15 protein-coding genes are annotated in these 19,176 nt (G+C 63.8%); 5 read left to right on the top strand and 10 right to left on the bottom strand.

What is annotated here, in order from left to right; all coding sequences use genetic code 11:
• Positions 1-3: 3 nt before the first annotated feature.
• Positions 4-1,287, bottom strand: a complete 1,284-nt coding sequence (locus C7411_RS05035; protein WP_110383820.1) for a sensor domain-containing diguanylate cyclase — start codon at positions 1,285-1,287, stop codon at positions 4-6.
• A gap of 456 nt (positions 1,288-1,743) precedes the next feature.
• Here C7411_RS05035 and C7411_RS05045 point away from each other — a divergent pair, with 456 nt between their 5' ends.
• Positions 1,744-2,622, top strand: coding sequence for a 4-hydroxy-tetrahydrodipicolinate synthase family protein (locus tag C7411_RS05045; protein ID WP_110383818.1), 879 nt, complete (start codon positions 1,744-1,746; stop codon positions 2,620-2,622).
• A gap of 105 nt (positions 2,623-2,727) precedes the next feature.
• Complete coding sequence (locus C7411_RS05050; RefSeq protein ID WP_110383817.1) at positions 2,728-3,162, top strand: phosphate-starvation-inducible protein PsiE; 435 nt, start codon at positions 2,728-2,730, stop codon at positions 3,160-3,162.
• A gap of 38 nt (positions 3,163-3,200) precedes the next feature.
• Here C7411_RS05050 and C7411_RS05055 read toward each other — a convergent pair whose 3' ends face one another.
• The 5 genes from C7411_RS05055 to C7411_RS05075 all read right to left on the bottom strand — a co-directional run bounded on the left by C7411_RS05055 (position 3,201) and on the right by C7411_RS05075 (position 7,834).
• Positions 3,201-4,016: an IclR family transcriptional regulator gene (locus tag C7411_RS05055; protein ID WP_110383924.1), complete on the bottom strand. Its 816-nt coding sequence runs from the start codon at positions 4,014-4,016 to the stop codon at positions 3,201-3,203.
• Between the two features lie 54 nt (positions 4,017-4,070).
• The gene (locus C7411_RS05060; protein ID WP_110383816.1) at positions 4,071-4,799 is read right to left on the bottom strand and encodes an SDR family NAD(P)-dependent oxidoreductase; all 729 of its coding nucleotides are present in this window, start codon (positions 4,797-4,799) and stop codon (positions 4,071-4,073) included.
• Between the two features lie 27 nt (positions 4,800-4,826).
• Positions 4,827-6,128, bottom strand: coding sequence for an MFS transporter (locus C7411_RS05065; RefSeq protein WP_110383815.1), 1,302 nt, complete (start codon positions 6,126-6,128; stop codon positions 4,827-4,829).
• A gap of 133 nt (positions 6,129-6,261) precedes the next feature.
• The gene (locus tag C7411_RS05070; protein ID WP_110383814.1) at positions 6,262-6,783 is read right to left on the bottom strand and encodes a 2,4'-dihydroxyacetophenone dioxygenase family protein; all 522 of its coding nucleotides are present in this window, start codon (positions 6,781-6,783) and stop codon (positions 6,262-6,264) included.
• Between the two features lie 115 nt (positions 6,784-6,898).
• The gene (locus C7411_RS05075) at positions 6,899-7,834 is read right to left on the bottom strand and encodes a LysR family transcriptional regulator (RefSeq protein ID WP_110383813.1); all 936 of its coding nucleotides are present in this window, start codon (positions 7,832-7,834) and stop codon (positions 6,899-6,901) included.
• Between the two features lie 174 nt (positions 7,835-8,008).
• Here C7411_RS05075 and C7411_RS05080 point away from each other — a divergent pair, with 174 nt between their 5' ends.
• A complete protein-coding gene (locus C7411_RS05080; RefSeq protein ID WP_110383812.1) occupies positions 8,009-9,148 on the top strand; it encodes an iron-containing alcohol dehydrogenase in 1,140 nt (379 codons plus the stop codon).
• 91 nt (positions 9,149-9,239) lie between these two features.
• On the opposite strand, the gene C7411_RS05085 is transcribed toward C7411_RS05080, so the two are convergent.
• From C7411_RS05085 to C7411_RS05100, 4 genes are all read right to left on the bottom strand, one after another.
• On the bottom strand, positions 9,240-10,472 hold the full coding sequence (locus tag C7411_RS05085) for an MFS transporter (protein WP_110383811.1): 1,233 nt from the start codon (positions 10,470-10,472) through the stop codon (positions 9,240-9,242).
• A gap of 164 nt (positions 10,473-10,636) precedes the next feature.
• Entirely contained in the window at positions 10,637-13,384 is a 2,748-nt protein-coding gene (locus C7411_RS05090; RefSeq protein ID WP_110383810.1) for a bifunctional diguanylate cyclase/phosphodiesterase, read from the bottom strand.
• Between the two features lie 8 nt (positions 13,385-13,392).
• A complete protein-coding gene (locus C7411_RS05095; protein WP_110383809.1) occupies positions 13,393-14,175 on the bottom strand; it encodes a substrate-binding periplasmic protein in 783 nt (260 codons plus the stop codon).
• Positions 14,176-14,483: 308 nt separating this feature from the next.
• Positions 14,484-15,836, bottom strand: a complete 1,353-nt coding sequence (locus C7411_RS05100) for an MFS transporter (RefSeq protein ID WP_110383808.1) — start codon at positions 15,834-15,836, stop codon at positions 14,484-14,486.
• A gap of 332 nt (positions 15,837-16,168) precedes the next feature.
• Here C7411_RS05100 and C7411_RS05105 point away from each other — a divergent pair, with 332 nt between their 5' ends.
• Together C7411_RS05105 and C7411_RS05110 are read left to right on the top strand one after the other, a co-directional pair.
• Complete coding sequence (locus C7411_RS05105) at positions 16,169-17,953, top strand: IlvD/Edd family dehydratase (protein ID WP_110383807.1); 1,785 nt, start codon at positions 16,169-16,171, stop codon at positions 17,951-17,953.
• A 26-nt stretch (positions 17,954-17,979) separates the two neighbouring features.
• Complete coding sequence (locus tag C7411_RS05110) at positions 17,980-19,158, top strand: fumarylacetoacetate hydrolase family protein (protein WP_110383806.1); 1,179 nt, start codon at positions 17,980-17,982, stop codon at positions 19,156-19,158.
• Positions 19,159-19,176 lie beyond the last annotated feature (18 nt).

Here is a 19,176-nt window from a genome sequence, read left to right on the forward strand (position 1 = left end):
GGGCTAGCCGACTTCCACGCGGTTGCGTCCGTTGTCCTTCGCTCGATACAGCGCGAGGTCCGCGCGCTTGACGAGCGGCCCCAAATCGCGCTCGCCCGGCAGTCGCTCGGTCACGCCAATGCTCACCGTAAAGGGAACGGGTTTGCCGAGCCGCCAGGTGTGTTCGAAATTCTGCTGCTCTATTGCGAGCCGCAATTCTTCTGCTGCCGCCGTTGCCTTCCCGATATCGGAGTCGGGCAGCGCAGCGACGAACTCCTCGCCGCCCCAGCGGGCAAACACGCCGATCCGGCAGTCGGAACTCATCACGACCTTGGCGAGGACGCGCAGCACTTCGTCGCCGACGTCGTGTCCGTAGCTGTCGTTGATCTTCTTGAAGTAGTCAATATCGAGAATGAAGACGGAGAGCGTATTGTCCGATTCCAGAAGCTTGTCGACGATGTCGGTGAATTCACGGCGGTTCGGCAGGCCGGTCAGCTCGTCGGTCACGGCCTGCTTCTGAAGCAGGTCCATCAATTGAACGCGGTCGGTGATATCGCGAATCACGGCGGTGAATTCGATCAGCCCGCCCACGTTGATTTTCGAAATCGCAATTTCGACGGGCAGCAGCGACCCATCCCGATGCAGCCCATACACGCGGTTGCGCTCGTCCATCTGGCGGGAGCGCACCGGCGAGCGCGCGAACTGGTGAACGTATTGAGAATGATTGGGGCGGTAGCGCTCGGGCAGAAGGTCCGTGATCGGTTGGCCGAGCATTTCCTCGGCGGAGTACCCGAACAGGTTTTCGGCGGCGCGATTGAATAGCGTGATGCAATGCTGCTGGTCGATCGTGATGATGGCGTCGTAGGCCGCGTCCACGACTGAACGAAAGCGCGACGTGCTGACTTCCAGTTCGTGCGTCAACAACATTTTCGTGGTGATTTCAAGGCCCGTCACCATGATTTCGAGCACGGAGACACCGCTTTCGGCGTGGCGTATCGGCTTCAACGACAGGCGCCACCAGTGCGTTCCGTCCCTCAGGTCGTATGCCTGCTCGAGTTCCCGGGCAACGCCGGATTCGAAGCAGTCGGTCAGCTTCTGGCGGAATTCGGTCCGGGCGTAATTGGGAATGAGCGCATCGAACGATGCCGGGAACGATTTGATCGCGCTGCGCCTGCCGCCCGTCATTCGCATGAAATGGTCGTTGCAGGCCGAAACCACGAACTGGCCCCGCTCGTCGCGGCCGATCATGGCCACGCTCGCAGCGATTTCGTCGACGAAATCCCGCATCATGTTCGACCAGTCGGCCATCGAGCCTCCTTTGCATGGTTGCCCAATACACTGACGATATAGTAATCCGCATTGCGCGGCGTGGCGGTGTAATGTGCCCAACGGACGTTTCCGAACATGCCGGTTCGCGCGCGCCGGGGCAGACCCAATCGGCAAAGAAGCAGGGATTCATCGGTCCCGCGCGAACCGATGGAGGTGCGCACCGAGCGCGACTCGAAATTGCCAACGCGTGCCGGCGCCGCTGCCTCGTCGTGCTGCATCTCGAGTTGAATCTCCCGCTCGCACAGGGTATGTGAAATTTAGACACGGCACACCGCTATTTTTAACACTGGTTTTACGTGTTAGGTAATACGCTGAAGGGGTGTTCACAACCTGCGAATAGCAATTCAAATCTCATGGCTTGCGCAAATCCCATCCCCCGTTACAAGATCGCGGCGCCGCTTGCGCGCCCGCGCAGCGGCTACAAGAGGGTCTGATATGTTCGAGGGAATCTGGTTGCCCATCGTGACGCCGCTGCGCGATGGCGAAGTGGATATCGAGGCGTTGGAACGCCTGACGGACCAATACGCGAGTGACGGCATTGCCGGCATCGTCGCGCTCAGCACGACCGGCGAGGCGGCGCTTCTGAACGACGTGGAACGCGTGAGCGTGCTGCAGGCAGTAACGGAGGTCGCAGCGGGGCGCGTGCCCGTGATCGCGGGCCTGGGCGGCGCCGATACGCGTGCCTTCGTGCAGGATCTGCGCGCAATGGAAAGTTGGGACGTGGCGGGCTTTCTCGTTCCCGCGCCATCGTATGTTTGCCCGGACCAGGCGGGGCTCGCATGGCACTTTGCGCAGATCGCACGCGCCACGTCGAAGCCGGTGGTGCTCTACGACGTGCCGCATCGCACAGGCGTGGCGATCGAAGTCGAAACGGTGCGCGAACTGGCGGAATTCGACAATATCGTGGCGATCAAGGCTTGCGCGAGTGAGCGCTTCAAGGCGCTGGGGCAACTGCCCATCTCGCTGCTTTGCGGGACGGACGAAGCGTTTCTGGAGTGTCTCGAAGCGGGCGCCGCGGGCGGCATTCTCGCAAGCGCCCACGTTTGCCCCGACTTGCTGCGCGATGTGCGCTCGCTCGTGAAGGCGGGCTACGGCGAGGCGGCGTCCCGGCTTTTCGCGCGCTTCAAGGGCGTGCTGCGCCTGTTGTTCGCCGCCCCGAACCCGAGTGCGATCAAGGCCATGCTGGCGCTCGACGGCGCCATATCGCCCGAAACGCGTATGCCGATCCGGCCGGCTTCGCCCGCGCTCGTCACGCAACTCGAATTCGCCCGCGCCGTGCTCGACGACCTGCGCGCCATCGCGCCTTCGCCCTGATTTCGCTGCACGGCCGCGCGCCGTCGCGGATTTTTTTTCCGCATTTTCGTACTTTCATCTTGTCGCGCTACTATCCCCATACCGTGTCATGGGAAAACCGCGAAGATGAAGTACGAGAACGCTCTGCAGCGAGCGATCAAGGGGCGCCTCGAGCGCGCCATGGAACTGGCCGAACTGTTCGGCCTGTTGATCATCGGCATTGGCACCGTGGCGGCCATGGGCGTACTGATATGGCGCATGGTGCAATCGGACGGCGTGACGCTGACCGACCTCCTGCTGATGTTTCTCTACCTCGAGATCTTCGCCATGGTCGGGCAGTATCTCAAGGCGGGCCAGCTGCCCGTACGCTTTCCGCTCTACATCGCCATGGTGTCGATTGCCCGGGACCTCATCCTGCGCGCGGGCGCGAACACGGAGCTGCATTTGCTGGCTTCCGCAGGCGCGATCGTGCTGATTGCGCTGGGCGTGCTGATCATCCGCTTCGGGCAGGCGAAATATCCCAGCAACACCGATGAGCGGCGCGTGGAAGAGGCGAAGTAGCCCGGCCCGGCCAGACCTGCCGCTGTTGTGCCGCCAGGTTATCGCGCGCAAACCGGGCCGAGCCGCGCGGCGATGATGCGGCACGCGGCGAGCAGCGGTTCGATATAGCTGCGTTGCGCATCTTCCTGGCGGCGAAACATCGGCATGCTGACGCTCACGCAGCCCACGGCGCGGCCATCGGCGCCAGGAATCGCCGCGCCGTAACACCAGATCGATTGCTCGTTTTCCTCGCGGTCTTCCGCATAACCGCGTTGCGCCGTGAGTTCGATCTCGTCGCGGATCGCGCCGAGATCGGTCATCGTATGTTCGGTGAAACGCACGCGCGGCGCCTGCGCAAGCAGTGGTTCCCGCTCGGCCGGCGTGAGCGTGGCAAGCCAGGCTTTGCCGACCGAACTCGACGTGAGTGCCACGCGCGTGCCGATACGCGATGCCATTCGCACGGCGTGCGGACTTTCGAGCTTTTCGATGTACACCATGGCGCCGTCGCTGGGCACGGCGAGGTGCACCGTTTCCGAGGTAGTGTTGCGCAGTTCCATGAGCGCGTCGACGGCGGCGATGCGCAGGTCGGAGCGCTCCCAGCTGCGGCTTGCGAGATTCACGAGACGCGGCCCGAGCGCGAACGTATTGCCGCCGCCCACCGCCGCGACGAGCCCCTCGGCCTGCAGCGCGGCGACGATGCGATGCACGGTCGGACGCGGGTACCCGCTCGCGGCCACGAGCTTCGCGATGTTCGGCGGCGTGCCGGCGTCGGCGATGAGCTGCAGCACGGCGATGAACTTCGAAAAGGCGGCCGTGCCGGCAACGCTCCTGGCGTCGCCGGGTTGGGAGGAGGCGGGGGAATCAGTCGTCGACATCGGAAAGCTTGCGGGCGCCATGTGTGGCGCCATTATGCCCGCAATTTCAGGCCATCAGGCGCACAGATAGCCGCCGTCCACGGGCACGATCGCGCCCGTCATGAACGAAGCGGCGGGCGAGCAGAGAAACGCGGCCACATTCGCGACTTCTTCGGGCTGCCCCCAGCGCTTCATCGGCGTGCGCTCGAGTATGCCCTGCGCGCGGCCACCGTCGTCCTGCAGCGCCTGGGTGAGCGGCGTCGCGATCCAGCCGGGCGCGAGCGCATTCACGCGGATATTGTCGCTCGCATACGCGATGGCGAGCGAACGCGTGAGCTGCGCCACGCCGCCCTTGCTGGCGCTATAGGCCGGCACGAGGCCGCCGCCGAAGAAGCTCAGCATCGAAGCCGTGTTCACGATGCAGCCCGACGACGCCCGCAGCAGTTCGCGCGCGCTCGAACACACACGCATGGTGCCGTTGAGATTGATGTCGAGCACGCGCTCGAACGTCTCGATCTGGTGCTCTTCGCCGCGGCTGATCACGCCCGCGCAGTTCACGACGATATCGAGCCGCCCGAAACCATTAACCAGTCGCGTCACGTCGTCTGTCGACCGCACGTCGAGCGAGGCGCGCTGCACGCCGGCATCGAGGGCATCGGGCGTGCCGGCGGGCGGCGGCAGGCCGGCGGCCGTCGTGCGCGCGCCGAGTTGCGCGAGATGGTTGGCGATGGCGGCGCCGATGCCGGAGTGGCCGCCCGTCACGAGCGCGACTTTGCCCACGAGGCAGTTGTCCTTGAATGTCATGATACGTAATGCGAATGAATGGATGAATCAGGTGAGTTGGGTCGCGACCGCCTGGCGCTCACCTTCCGGCGCGACTTCCCTGACGACGAAGAGATAGACGAACGCCGCGGCGAACGCGACGGCTGCGCTGATAAGCAGGGCGTTCACGAACGAATGCGTCTGGTCGACCACGATGCCGGTGATGACCGGCGCAAACGAGCCGCCGAAATAGCCGCCGAAGTTCTGCATGCTGCCGAGCGACGCAACGAGATGGCGGGGGGCCGCCACACTCACGAGCGCCCAGGCCGCGCCGCTCGACATGTTCACGAAGAACATCGCAACGGAAACATAGGTGATGGCGAGCGCGGTGCTCGGCGTGTAGGCGGCCGGCACGGTGAACGCCGCCGCGCCGATCAGGCCGACACACAGCGGCCATTTGCGGCTGCGGATGGGCGCCATGCCGCGCTTGAGCAGGTAATCCGAAATAAAGCCGCTGCTCGCCATGCCGATCGTGCCGAACACGTAGGGAATGGCGACAAGCCAGCCCGTATGCGCAATGGAGATATGACGCTCCTTCTCCAGATAGCCCGGCAGCCACGTGAGATAGAGCCACACCATGTAGATCACGCCCATGAAGCCGAAGATCATGCCCCACGTGTTGCGCTGCTTGAGCAGCATGCGCCACTCGGCGAAGCTCAGCGCGCTCTTTTTCGGGGCTTCGGTCGCACCGTCTTCGAGCCATGCCGTTTCTTCGGCGGTGAGCGTGACCTGATCGCGGTTGCGATAGACGACATACCAGCCGATCGAGACGAGCACGCCCAGCACGCCCATGATGACGAACATCGGGCGCCAGCCGAATGCGAGCATCAGCATGGTGAGGAGCGGCGGCGCGATCATCGGCGCGATGGTCGACGAGGAGACGAACGTGCCGGTTGGCGCGCCGCGTTCGCGCACGGCGAACCACTCGTGAATGACCTTGGCGCCGGCCGGAAAGAGCGGCGCTTCGGCTATGCCCAGCACCACGCGCGCCGCCAGAAAATGGTTGAGCGTCTGGATGAAACCGCCCGTGACCTGTGCAAGCGACCACACGAGCATGCCGAGCCCGAGCATCACGCGCGAGCCGAACCGGTCGAGCATCGCGCCCACCGGCAACTGCGCGAACGCGTAAGCGAGCGAGAATGCCGAAAGCAGCAAGCCCATTTGCGAAGCGTTCAGATGCAGTTCCTGTGCCACCGAATGATTGGCGATGGAAAGCGTGCTGCGATCCAGATAGTTCACGATGCCCGCTATTGTCAGAAAGGCGATGGCTATCGTCTGCGTGCGTTTGAGCCTTTGCGATTTTTTGATCATGGCGTGTCTCCTTTTGACTGTTATCGTGTGGGTGTCTTCGGGCGCGTCGGGTGTCAGTACGTGGCTCGGCCGATTCCACTCGCCGCGCCGGCCACGACGGCCACGCGTCCCGCGAAGTCGTACTGGGCGCGGCTCACCGGATGAACTGGTCCACGTAACTCTCGCCAAGACCCACCGCCGCGTAATGCTTGCGGCACATGTCGATCTTCGTGAACACGTCCTCATAGCCCGTGTAGTTGCCCCATGGATCGCAATAGAACATCACGCCGTTCACCTGGAAGCAGGTGATCATCTCTTCGACGTCGTCCGGTACGTAGAGCGTGTGCGTTTCGCCGGGTGGTTCGAACACGTAGCTGCCTTCGGTCGCTTCCCAGTCGTGCTCCAGATAGCGCCAGCGGCCCTTGAGCACCATGCCGTGAACGGCCTGCGGATGCCGGTGCCTGCTCAGGACGCCTGATTTACGCACGCGCAGCAAATTCATCCAGTAACCCTGTGCCGCGTTCAGACACAGCGGGCGGAACCACACATTCTCGGCCTGGGGCACCCACACGCGCTCGTCGGTGGGAATGGCGTGGGGAATAACGATTTCCTGCTGTGCTTCCTTGGGGAACGGAAGCTGATACGGCGTCATCGGGGAATAGGTGTTGTCCGTCATCCGTCGCCCTTGTTGTGTTCACAATATGGACAATAAGTCCACGATATGGCCCATTGTGCGGGAGGGATTTGACGTAGGTCAATGCCAGGGTTTCCCCGGTTCGGCTGCGGCGCACTCAGAATTCAATGCCCTGCTTGTCGCGCAGCGTTTCGATGAGCAGCCGCGCCGCGGGCGCGAGCGGCGCACCCTGGCGCCTGACCAGCTCATAGGGTTCGCTGCGGGAAGCGAGGCGCAGCGGCAGGATGCAGGCCATCGCCTGGCTGGCGAAGAACTGCGCGACGTCGATGGACACCAGCGCGACGAACGACGGATTGCCCTGCAGCAGCGCGAGCGTCGCGAACGCTGAGGTCGTTTCGAGCAGATGCGTGGGAAAGCGGAGTTCGGCCTCGCGAAACTCGCGTTCGAGCAACAGCCGCATCGGCATGTTCGCGCGGTAGACCACCCAGCGATATTTCTCCATGTCCTTGAGCGTGAGCTTCTTCGCGCGGTGCAGCGGATGCCGCACGTTGGCGATCACGGCGAGCGTTTCGTCCTGAAGCTTGAGGCTCTCGTAGAGTTGCGGCGTCTGGCTGACCGTGGTGCGGCAGATGGCGAGATCGAGCCTGCCCGCATCGATCTGGCTCAGGAGCGCAGCGCTCGTGTCTTCGACGATTTCAACCGACATTTCCGGATGCGCCGCGATCATTGCGGAAATCGCATCGGTCAGCAGCGGCACCGCGCCCATGATGACCCCCACCGCTACGCGTCCGCCTCGCCCGCGCGAAAGACCGACAAGCTCCTCGCGCAAATGTGTGAGATCAGTGTGGATCAAGCGCGCGTAGCGGATCGCGCAGTGTCCGGCCTCAGTGGGCTCGAGGCCTCGATTGGTGCGATTGAAGAGCGCGGTGCCAAATGTCGTTTCGATCTCCTGCAGCGCCTTGCTCGCACCTGGCTGCGTGAGTGCGACCTGTTGTGCGGCCTTCAGCAGCGAGCCGTGATCGCCCAGGGCGATCAAAAGCCGGAGCTGCTTCACATGGAGGCGGGAGATGATCGAATTGAGCGACGGGGTCATGGATTGAGGAAAAGTTATATCTGTATCAAATCTTCTCAATTACCGCGTAATGGGCGTCTCCTTATACTGGCCCAAGACAATAGCACCTCGCAGCCGAAATGCGGTAATCAACATTGCGGCTGCCAGCGATTGCTGTCGTAACGGTCGAATTCACTATAACTGAAGCTCAATCCTGTGTCCCTCATCAACTACGTCACGCAGATCCAGTTCGATTTTGGCTCCATTTGTCTGCTCAAGAGCGAATGCGAACGTGTGGGCATAAGCCGGCCATTGATCGTCACGGACAAGGGGGTGCGGGCGGCGGGGATAATCGATAGCGTGCTTGGCGCGCTGCCAGGCGTTGCGCCCGCAACGATCTACGACGGCACCCCGCCCAATCCGAACGAAGCGGCAGTGCGAGAGGCCGTGGCGGCCTATCGTGCGGGCGAATGCGACGGCATCGTCGCCGTTGGCGGCGGTTCGTCAATCGACCTCGCCAAAGGCGTCGCCGTTTGCGCCACGCATGAAGGACCGCTGCAGCGCTTCGCCGTGATCGAAGGCGGCGCGGCGAACATCACGGCGAAGACGGCGCCGGTGATCGCCGTGCCGACTACCGCAGGCACCGGCAGCGAAGTGGGGCGCGGCGCCATTCTGATTCTCGACGATGGCCGCAAGGTCGGCGTGATTTCGCCTTACGTCGTGCCGCGCGTGGCGATTTGCGATCCTGAACTCACGCTGGGCCTGCCGCCCGTTTTGACGGCGGCAACGGGCATGGATGCCATCGCGCATTGCATCGAGACCTTCCTCGCGCCGGCCTTCAATCCGCCCGCGGACGGCATCGCGCTGGACGGATTGTGGCGCGCGTGGCGTCACATCGAGCGCGCGACGCGTCATGGCGGCGACCGCGTGGCGCGGCTGAACATGATGAGCGCATCGATGCAGGGCGCGCTTGCGTTCCAGAAGGGGCTGGGTTGCGTGCACAGCCTGAGCCATTCGCTCGGCGGCATCAACCCGCGTTTGCATCACGGCACGCTGAACGCGATTTTCCTGCCGGCTGTGCTGCGGTTCAACGAGCAAGCGCCTTCGGTGCGCGAGGAAGGCAAGCTCGACCGCCTCGCGACGGCAATGGGGCTGGGCAGCGGGGTCGAAGTGGTGCCTGCCGTGCGTACGATGACCGAACGCCTCGGTTTGCCGACGGGCCTCGCGCAGCTTGGTGTAAGCGCCAGTCTGTTCCCCGAGATCATCAAGGGCGCGCTCAAGGATCATAGCCACAAGACCAATCCGCGCGAGGCCTCCGAAGACCATTATCGCGCCATGCTCGAATCGTCGATGTAACGTGGCGCGGCTTCGGTCAAGCGCGAATAGGGGAATCTTCCTGATGCCGCTCCCAACCAAAAATGATTGGGTAACCTAAGCGAATAATGTTTTAACGCGAGCGCCGGTTCATGACGAACTGGACGACGACGAGCGCAACGCCGCCAAGTGCAATGAGCGCGCCGGCAACCGGCACCGCGCCGTAGCCGAGACCGGCTGAGAGCGCGGCGCTGCCCACCGCGGCGCCCAGTGCGTTGCCGAGATTGAACGCGCCGACATTGACGGACGAGGCGAGCCCCGGGGCATCGTGAGCGGCGCGCATCACGCGCATTTGCAGCGGCGGGACGACCGCGAAGGTCGCGATGCCCCACACGAGCAGGGCAGCGGCCGCACCCGCCTGCGTCGCGGCCAGCGCCGGAAACGCGAGCATCACGACGATCAACAGCGCGAGGAAGCCCAGCAGCGTGCCGTCGAGCGAGCGGTCGGCGAGACGCCCGCCCGCCGCGTTGCCGATGGAAAAGCCCACGCCGATCAGCACGAGCATGGCCGTCGCGAAGCCAGGCGTCGCGCCCGTGAGATGCGTGAGCGTGGGCGTGACATAGGTGTAAAGCGTGAACATCGCGCCGGCGCCGAGCACCGTGGTCGCGAGCGCACCCAGCACCACCGGGCGCGTGAGCACACCGAGTTCGGCGCGCAGGTTGGGCATTTCGCCCGCCTCGCCTCCCGGCAGCGCGGCCCACAAGCCTGCGATGGCGAGCGCGCCGAGCCCGGCGGTCGCGGCGAACGACATGCGCCAGCCGATCGTCTCGCCGAGCCACGTGGCCGCGGGCACGCCGCCGATGTTCGCGATGGTGAGGCCCATGAACATCGTCGCGACGGCGCTTGCCTGGCGCTCGCGCGGCACGAAGCCCGCGGCGACCACGGAGCCGATGCCGAAGAACGCGCCGTGATTCAGGCTCGTGACGAGCCGCGCGAGCAGCAGCGTAGTGTAGTCGGGGGCGATGGCGGAAAGCAGGTTGCCGAGCGTGAAGATGCCCATCAGCGCCATGAGCGCGGTGCGCCGCGGCCAGCGGGCGAGGGCGAGCGTCATGAGCGGCGCGCCCAGCATCACGCCGATGGCATAGGCGCTGATCAGCATGCCGGCGCTGGGGATCGACACATGCACGCCCTCGGCGATCACGGGCAGGAGGCCCATCGGCGAGAATTCGGTCGTGCCGATACCGAAGGCGCCAACGGCGAGCGCCAGGAGCGGCAGTGCGGCGCCGCGCTGCGCCGGCGGGTTGGCGGGAGGCTGATGGCGGGGCGAACGTGCCGTGGCGGGCAGACTGAGGTCGCGGTCGAGCATGGCGTCATGCCTTGTGGGGCATTGGCAAGTTGGGACCGCTGCATTGTGCGGATTTTACTTTTGACTAAAAACCCGCCTGTAGACCAAAGTGTTTTGATTTCGAGTCAAGAATGAAGGTCACTCAACCCGAAGTGCCCGCGTGTGCGACGGGCGGCGGGGCACGCTTACGCCGTCATGCACGCCGGCGCCTCGAGTCCGCGCAATGCCGCCTCGAACTCCTCGACCGGGACGGGGCGGCAGAACAGATAGCCCTGATACGCGTAACATCCGGCCGAGGCGAGGAAGGCGCGCTGCTCCTCGGTCTCGACCCCTTCGGCGATCACGCCGAGTCCCAGGCTGTGCGCGAGCGCCACGATGGTGCGGGCGATCACGGCGTCGTTCGGGTCGACGAGAACATCGCGCACGAATGAGCGGTCAATCTTCAGTTGATCGAGCGGCAGGCGCTTCAAATACGAAAGCGACGAATAGCCGATGCCGAAGTCGTCGAGTGCGAAGACGATGCCGTTCGCCTTCAGCGCCTCCATTTTCTCGATGATCTCCTGCACGTTGTCGACCAGCACGCTTTCCGTCAACTCGAGCTTCAACCGGTCCGCTCTCGCGCCGGTCTGTTCGAGCGTGGTCAGCACGCTTTGCACGAAGTCCGGCTGGTGAAGCTGCTGCACGCTGACGTTGACCGCAATGGTCAGATGCCCGGTGTCGGGCTGTGTGGCCCAGCGCGCGAGCTGGGTGCAGGCCGCGCGCAGCACCCAGTTGCCCAGCTCGGCGATGAGCCCGGTTTCTTCGGCTACGGGAATGAAATCGGCCGGGTACACGAGCCCGCGCAGAGGATGGCGCCAGCGCACCAGCGCCTCGACGCCGGTGACACGGCCGCTGTCGATCTGCATCTGGTAGTGAAGCACGAACTGTTCGTTTTCGATGGCTTCGCGCAGCGCCGCTTCGAGCGCGGCACGCTCCACCACGACCGTCTGCATGTCGGGGTCGAAGAGGCGCACCGCGTTGCGTCCGCGTTCCTTGGACTTGTACATGGCGAGGTCGGCCTGCTTCATGAGGTCGTCCGTCGATGCCTGGAATCCCTTGAATACGGTTGCGCCAATACTTGCGGTGCTGCGATAGTCGATGTCGTCGAGTCGATAAGGATTCCCGAGCACAGCGAGAATCCGCTCGCCCAGGGCCTCGGCCTGGCGGGCCGCTTCGCATGGAACCGGGTTCAGATTGCCCACCACGACGACGAACTCGTCGCCGCCCACGCGCGCCACGGTGTCCCCCGCGGGGATGCTCGCCGCCAGGCGTTTGGCCACTTCCTGCAGCAGCAGGTCGCCCTTGTCGTGACCCAGCGTGTCGTTCAGCGTCTTGAAGTGATCCAGATCGATGAACAGCAGCGCGCCGCTCGTGCCGTTCCTCGCGCTGTCAGTCAGGGCGTCTTTCAGGTTGTCGAGCAGCAGCGTGCGATTGGGCAGACCGGTGAGCGCGTCGTAGAAGGCCAGTTCCTTGATGCGCTGGTCGGCGATCTTGCGCTCGGTGATGTCGCGCCCGCTGGTGCGGAAACCGATGAACTCGCCCTTCGAGTCGGTAATCGGCACCCACGAAGCGGAAAGCCACATGAGCGAGCCGTCCTTGCGCACGCAGCGGAATTCCAGGTTGTCTCCGCGCGAGCCCAGTTGCGCGCCGCGGAACTCGGGCGCGACGTAGGAGGCGTCGCCGGGATAGATCACGGTGCAGGCGAAGTCGCTCATGGCCATGCACTCGTCGACGGTATAGCCGATGTACTGCTCCACCGCCGAGTTGATCCAGCGCGGCTTGCCTTGCGGCGACCACCAGATTTCCCAGTTGACCGTGCAGTCCGCAATGGCGCGAAATTTTTCCTCGCTTTCGCGCAATTCCTTCGTCATCGACGAGGCCAGCCGTATCGCGCGGCTGCGGCCCGTCATCATGAGGCGCATGAGCAGCGCGAGCAGCAGGCTCAAGCCCGTGCCGGTGATCGCGATGAGCGTTGCCGCGTCGCGGCCGAAACGGGCCTTGAAGCCGTCGCGCGCCATCAGCTTGAGCATCCAGTCGTGTCCGCAGACCACGAGATATTCGGTCGCCGAAAGATCGCTGGGCAGATGATGGGCGGCGGCGCCCGACGTTCTGTAGAGCAACGCGTCCGGCGACGATTCCACACCGTCGTAGATGGAGACCGAAAGGCCGGGCGGTTCGTCGCCGTAAAGGCTGGCGATGACGTCGTGCATGCGAAAGGACGCATAGACCCAGCCGACCAGCTGCGCCTGGCGTTCCGTGGCGTTTTCCGGCGCCTGGCCGCGTGCGTAGACCGGCATGTACATCACGAAGCCGGGGTCGGCGGCGGGATCGGTGTCGACCGAGAGGCGCACCTTGCCGGAGATGGTCGCCATGCCGGTGTCGCGCGCCTGCTCCATGGCGCGCCGGCGCACCGGGTCGGCCCAGGCGTCGAAACCGGGCGCCGCGCGATTGGCGCCGATATACGGCTCGCGCTGGATGATGGGGGCGTAGTTCGCACGCGCACCGTCGGGCTCGATCGAGTAGCCCGGCAAGCCGCGCTGCTGCATGGCCGCGATATGCGCGGCCTTTTGCGTTTGCGGCACCCACGCGACGATGCCGATGGCCTGGATGCCGGAAAAGTTGGCGTCGAGATTGAGCGTGTTGACGTAAGCCCGGAATGCGTCGCGATCGACCTCCCCGCTGGCGGCAAAGAGGCTCTGCACGCCGCGCAGCAGCAGCTCGTACGTGCCCATGCGCTGTTCGATGCGGCTCACGACGTCGCCGAGCGAAAAGTCGAACTGCGTGAGCAGTTCGTGGCGAGCCGCTTCCCGCTCGTGGTTCCAGAGCGTCCAGGTCACGCCGAGCGCGGCGGCGAGAACCAGTAGCGGGAGCAGAACGAGGCGCGTCCGGGTCATGGCGGTGTCTAGAAGGGGACCATCGAGTCGGCGAGGTCAGGCTTGAAATACTTCGTGAAGATGCGCCGCACCGTGCCGTCGGCGATCATTTCGTTGACGAGGGCGCGCCACTTTTCCCGCTCTTCGGGCGAGAGCGCCTTCTTCGACATGATGAGTCCATGCGGAATGGGTGGATCGTCGAACTCCACGATATTGGTCACGCTCCGAATCTTCGCTTCATCGATGGCGGGATAATCGAACGGCTCGATGATCATTCCCTGAATGCGGCCAAGAATCAGCGCCTGGTAAAGCGGCTCGAGGCCCCCGGCCTGACTCACGCGGTTATCGGCGGAGAGCGAATCGACCAGACGGTTGGCCGACTCGCTGTAGCGGAAGCTGCGAATCACGCCGAGCTGAAACTTGTCGTTGTGCTCGAAATCGGCCAGTTGATGGATGCCCGAATCCTTGCGAACCAGCAGATAGTACTTGTTGCTGAAGTACCAGGCAAAATCCGCGTATTGATTGCGCTCTTCGTTGGCAATGCCCGAAAGACTAAAATCGAGCGCGCCCGATTCGATCAGTTTCCAGATGCGCGCGCGCGACATCAGGCTCACGCGGATCTGGCAGCCGCTGCGCCGCGCCAGGGCGTCGGCGAAGTCCTTGTCGATGCCTGTGTCCGTGTCGACGGAGTAGAGCAGTCCATGATCGTGTAAGGCGAGCGTAAATGAGCGCGAGCAGTCGGGGCCCGCGGCAACCGCGGTGCCAATGCAACCGAGCGCGAGCGCGAGGCCTCCAAGGCAGTTTCGAATCACGGCATCTCCGTTGCTTGTCAATGGCCCGATGGCGGTGCGTCGGGCGAAAAACAGTCGTCACGTCTTATCGGCAGCGTGCTGTAATTCTTGAGACAATTCCAATTGTATTTTTTTGCGCGCTTTTCGTGTGGCCACCGGGGTGTTCAGGCAGGACGATTGCCCTTGCTCGCCGGACCGCGAATCCGTGAAGAACCAAAAGAAAAAGCGCCGGCGCAAGGCCGACGCAATTGTCTAAAAGGAATCGTGCAAGGAAGGCGTGCCCAGAGGGCGGCCCTCGCAATGGTCGATTTAACCGATCCGCATAACGCTCAGTTCTCTTCCACCGGGTCGCGGTTCAGCATGCTTTTCGGAATCGACAGAATCAGAACGCAGCTCACGAGCAGGCACGCGCCCAGCGCATAGGTGCCGTTGTTGATGTCGCCGGTCAGGTCCTTCGCCACGCTGGTGATCATGGAGCCCGTGAAGCCGGACAGATTGCCGACCGAGTTGATGAGCGCAATACCCGCCGCCGCGGCCGTGCCGGAGAGAATCTGCCCCGGGAACGTCCAGTAAATCGGCATGAGCCCGAGGATCGCGCAGGTGGCGATAGTCAGAAATACGATCGAAAGCGGCACGTTGTGCGCGAAGAGCGCGCTCAGAATCAGGCCGACGCCGCCAATACAGGCTGGAATGGCCGCATGCAACCGGCGCTCGCCCGTCTTGCGCGAGTGCGACCCATTCCAGAGCATGGCGGCCACGGCGCTGAGATAGGGAATGGCGGTCAGCAAGCCGATATTGAACGTGCTCTTCACGCCGGAGGCCTTGATGATGGAAGGCAGCCAGAACGCCAAACCATAGAAGCCGGTATTGAAGGTCAGCAGAATGAACGTCAGCAGCCAGACACGCGGGCTTTTCAGCGCCGCCACGGCGCTATGCGTTTTCTTCGCGCTTTCCTGTTCGAGATTCTTTTGAAGCACGGCTTTCTCGGCGGCGCTCAGCCACTTCGCCGACTGAATGCCGTCGCCCATGCACAACAGCACCACGAAAGCGACGAGAATCGAAGGGATGCCTTCGAGCAACAGCATCCACTGCCAGCCGCCCAGACCGAACAGGCCGTGCGTGTTTTCCATGAGCCAGCCCGAAATAATCCCGCCAAGCGTGAGACTCACCGGAATGGCGATCAGGAAGCCCGACATCGCAACGCTCTGGCGACGCGCGGGAAACCAGTAGTTCAGGTAAAGAATGATGCCGGGGAAAAAGCCCGCTTCGCATACGCCGAGCAGAAACCGCAGGATGTAGAACATCGTCGAGGTTTGCACGTGGAAGAAGCTCGCGAGCGGTGCGATAAAGGCGAGGGACGAAGAGACGATGCCCCACGTCACCATGATGCGCGCAATCCAGAAACGCGCGCCATAGCGATGCAGCAGCAGGTTGCTCGGCATCTCGAAGAGAAAGTAGCCCCAGAAAAAGATGCTTGCGCCCACGGCGTAGACGCTGTCGCTCAAGTCCAGCGAATCGAGCATCTGCAGTTTGGCAAAGCCGACGTTGACGCGGTCGAGGTAGGCGACGACGTAGCACAGAAGCAGAAGCGGCAAGATGCGCTTCAGTACCTTGCGGTACAGCACTTCTTCGGCTTCGTTGACGGCGGCCGGCGAGTCCGCAATCTGGGTCAGGGTTGGCATGGGATGTGTCTCCTTTCATATGTGCCCTGGAATGGTCCCGCTGCTGGGGAGGCGATTCCACGAGCTTCGTGGTGTATTTGCTGGATCTCTGCGCCCGCTGTGAACAGCGCTTTTTCTGTTATCGGTAACACAGCGGTCGCTAAATTAGCATGAGACGAGGCGTCACAGCAAGTCGAAAGCCGGCACCGAGGTCGGGAAAACGTGTGGTGTCACCTGGTGCACAGGGCGAGCGCAAAGTGCTAATATCCAGCGATGTTACCGATAACAAACCGGCGCGGACCCCAATGTGCGCCTGCCACATCGTCGAGACAAGGAACAAGGAAGTGAGTGATATGACCCAGCCCAACGCACGGCGGCTGCGCAGCCAGGAATGGTTCGACGATCCTGCCCACGCGGACATGACCGCGCTCTATGTCGAGCGCTTCATGAACTACGGTCTGACCCGGGAAGAACTGCAGTCGGGCCGCCCCATCATCGGCATTGCGCAAACGGGGAGCGATCTCGCCCCCTGCAACCGTCACCATATCGAGCTTGCCGCCCGCACCAAGGCGGGCATTCGCGACGCGGGCGGCATCCCGATGGAATTCCCGGTGCATCCGCTGGCCGAGCAGAGCCGCCGGCCCACGGCGGCGCTCGACCGCAATCTGGCCTATCTGGGTCTCGTCGAGATTCTTCACGGTTTCCCGCTCGATGGCGTCGTGCTGACCACGGGCTGCGACAAGACTACGCCCGCTTGCCTGATGGCCGCGGCAACGGTCGATATGCCCGCCATCGTGCTTTCGGGCGGGCCGATGCTCGACGGCTGGCATAACGGCCAGCGCGTCGGTTCGGGCACGGTCATCTGGCATGCGCGCAATCTGCTGGCGGCCGGCGAGATCGACTACGAGGGCTTCATGGAACTGACGACGGCTTCGTCGCCCTCCATCGGCCACTGCAACACGATGGGTACGGCATTGTCGATGAACAGCCTCGCCGAAGCGCTGGGCATGTCGCTGCCCGGCTGCGCCAGCATTCCGGCTGCCTACCGCGAGCGCGGGCAGATGGCGTACGCAACGGGCAAGCGCGTTGTCGACCTCGTGCGCTACGACATGCGGCCTTCGCGCATCATGACGAAAGAGGCGTTCGAGAATGCCATCGTCGTGGCCTCCGCGCTGGGTGCGTCCACCAACTGCCCGCCGCACCTCATTGCCATCGCGCGGCACATGGGCATCGAGCTGAGCCTCGAAGACTGGCAGCGCGTCGGCGAACAGGTGCCGCTCATCGTGAACTGCATGCCGGCAGGCGAGTATCTGGGCGAGAGCTTCCACCGCGCGGGCGGCGTGCCCGGCGTGCTGCGCGAACTCGATCGCGCGGGCCTCGTGCACCGCGAATGCCTCACGGTATCGGGCCGTACCATCGGCGCCATCGCCGACAGCACGCCCGAGCCCGATCGCGAAGTCATCAGGACCACCGACGATCCGCTCAAGCACGGTGCAGGATTCATGGTGTTGTCGGGCAACTTCTTCGACAGCGCGATCATGAAGATGTCGGTGGTCGGCGACGCCTTCCGGCAAACTTATTTGAGCGAGCCGGGCGCGGAAAATACCTTCGAAGCGCGCGCAATCGTGTTCGACGGTCCCGAGGATTACCACGCGCGCATCAACGATCCGTCGCTCGAAATCGACCAGCACTGCATTCTCGTGATTCGCGGTACGGGCACGGTGGGTTATCCGGGCAGCGCCGAAGTGGTGAACATGGCGCCGCCGGCGGAACTGGTGCGCCAGGGCATCACGTCGCTGCCCACGCTCGGCGATGGCCGCCAAAGCGGCACGTCGGCGAGCCCGTCGATCCTGAACATGTCGCCCGAGGCGGCGGTGGGCGGCGGCCTCGCGCTGCTGCAAACGGGCGACCGCATTCGCGTGGATCTGAATGCGCGCAGCGTGAACGTGCTGGTCGACGAAGCCGAGCTTGCGCGGCGCCGCGAAACTGCGCACTTCGAGGTTCCGCCTGCACAGACGCCCTGGCAAGAGCTTTACCGCAAGACGGTGGGGCAGCTGTCCACGGGCGGATGCCTGGAGCCGGCCACGCTCTATCTGAAAGTCATCGCCGAGCGCGGCAACCCGCGCCATTCGCATTAACCTTCGGACACCAAACTGGACGCACCATGACCTCGAACACCCCCTCAAACTGGCTTCCCCGCGATGTCGGGCAGGCGCTGCTCGTTGGCCGCGTGTGGCGCAAGGCAGGCGAGCATGAAGGCCCCTGCGTCGTGCTCGTGCGCAACGGCGAAGTCATCGATATCACGGCGAGCGCGCCGACCACCGCGGATCTGTTCGACCGCGAGGACATCGCGCAATTTGCGCGCACGGTGAGCGGCGAATCGCTCGGCCCGGTGGAGAAGCTGATCGAAGCGAATCTGCCCGGCGGCGGCGAGCCGGCGCTGCGTCTGCTCGCGCCCAATGACGTCCAGGCTATCAAGGCCTGCGGCGTGACGTTCGCAGTGAGCTTGATCGAGCGCGTGATCGAGGAGCAGGCGGGCGGCGATCCTGCGAGAGCGCAGGAAGTGCGCGAAACCATCGCGGCAACGATCGGCACCGATCTTTCGAAGATCAAGCCGGGCTCGGAAGACGCGATGAAGCTCAAGGCGGAACTCGAGCGGCGCGGTGCATGGTCCCAGTACATGGAAGTGGGTATCGGGCCCGACGCCGAAGTCTTTTCGAAGTCGCAGCCCATGTCGGCGGTGGGCTTCGGCGCGGCGGTGGGCCTGCTGGCCGCTTCGGTCTGGAACAACCCGGAGCCGGAAATCGTGCTGGCCGTGAACAGCCGCGGCGAGATCGTCGGCGCGGCGCTCGGCAACGACGTCAATCTGCGCGACATCGAAGGCCGCTCGGCGCTGCTGCTCGGCAAGTGCAAGGACAATAACGCCTCGTGCGCAATCGGCCCGTTCGTGCGCCTGTTCGACGAGTCGTTCAGCCTCGACACGGTGCGCAAGACGAGCGTCGCGCTGCGCGTGGAGGGCACGGACGACGACTTCGTTTTGGAAGGCATCAGCCACATGAGCGAAATCAGCCGCGATCCGGCCGACCTCGTGGCGCAGACGTGGGGCCCGCATCACCAGTATCCCGACGGCTTCATGCTCTTTCTCGGCACCATGTTCTCGCCGATCAAGGACCGCGACACGCAAGGCGGAGGCTTTACGCATCACCTGGGCGACAAGGTCACCATTTCCGCGCCGGAGCTCGGCGCACTGATCAACACCGTGCAATTGAGCACGGCACTCGCGCCGTGGACCTTCGGCGTGCGCGCGCTCTATCGCAATCTGGCTGAGCGCGGATTGCTGTGAGCCACTGAATCGGGAAAC

Origin of the sequence: Paraburkholderia silvatlantica, from assembly GCF_003096715.1 — a bacterium.
Classification (GTDB): domain Bacteria; phylum Pseudomonadota; class Gammaproteobacteria; order Burkholderiales; family Burkholderiaceae; genus Paraburkholderia; species Paraburkholderia silvatlantica.

Coding starts and splice junctions, on each gene's coding strand:
- C7411_RS05055 (WP_110383924.1), bottom strand. CDS start 4,016: ATGTCGACGACTGATTCCCCCGCCTCCTCCCAACCCGGCGACGCCAGG.
- C7411_RS05070 (WP_110383814.1), bottom strand. CDS start 6,783: ATGACGGACAACACCTATTCCCCGATGACGCCGTATCAGCTTCCGTTC.
- C7411_RS05105 (WP_110383807.1), top strand. CDS start 16,169: ATGACCCAGCCCAACGCACGGCGGCTGCGCAGCCAGGAATGGTTCGAC.
- C7411_RS05050 (WP_110383817.1), top strand. CDS start 2,728: ATGAAGTACGAGAACGCTCTGCAGCGAGCGATCAAGGGGCGCCTCGAG.
- C7411_RS05110 (WP_110383806.1), top strand. CDS start 17,980: ATGACCTCGAACACCCCCTCAAACTGGCTTCCCCGCGATGTCGGGCAG.
- C7411_RS05060 (WP_110383816.1), bottom strand. CDS start 4,799: ATGACATTCAAGGACAACTGCCTCGTGGGCAAAGTCGCGCTCGTGACG.
- C7411_RS05075 (WP_110383813.1), bottom strand. CDS start 7,834: ATGACCCCGTCGCTCAATTCGATCATCTCCCGCCTCCATGTGAAGCAG.
- C7411_RS05100 (WP_110383808.1), bottom strand. CDS start 15,836: ATGCCAACCCTGACCCAGATTGCGGACTCGCCGGCCGCCGTCAACGAA.
- C7411_RS05035 (WP_110383820.1), bottom strand. CDS start 1,287: ATGGCCGACTGGTCGAACATGATGCGGGATTTCGTCGACGAAATCGCT.
- C7411_RS05065 (WP_110383815.1), bottom strand. CDS start 6,128: ATGATCAAAAAATCGCAAAGGCTCAAACGCACGCAGACGATAGCCATC.
- C7411_RS05085 (WP_110383811.1), bottom strand. CDS start 10,472: ATGCTCGACCGCGACCTCAGTCTGCCCGCCACGGCACGTTCGCCCCGC.
- C7411_RS05045 (WP_110383818.1), top strand. CDS start 1,744: ATGTTCGAGGGAATCTGGTTGCCCATCGTGACGCCGCTGCGCGATGGC.
- C7411_RS05090 (WP_110383810.1), bottom strand. CDS start 13,384: ATGACCCGGACGCGCCTCGTTCTGCTCCCGCTACTGGTTCTCGCCGCC.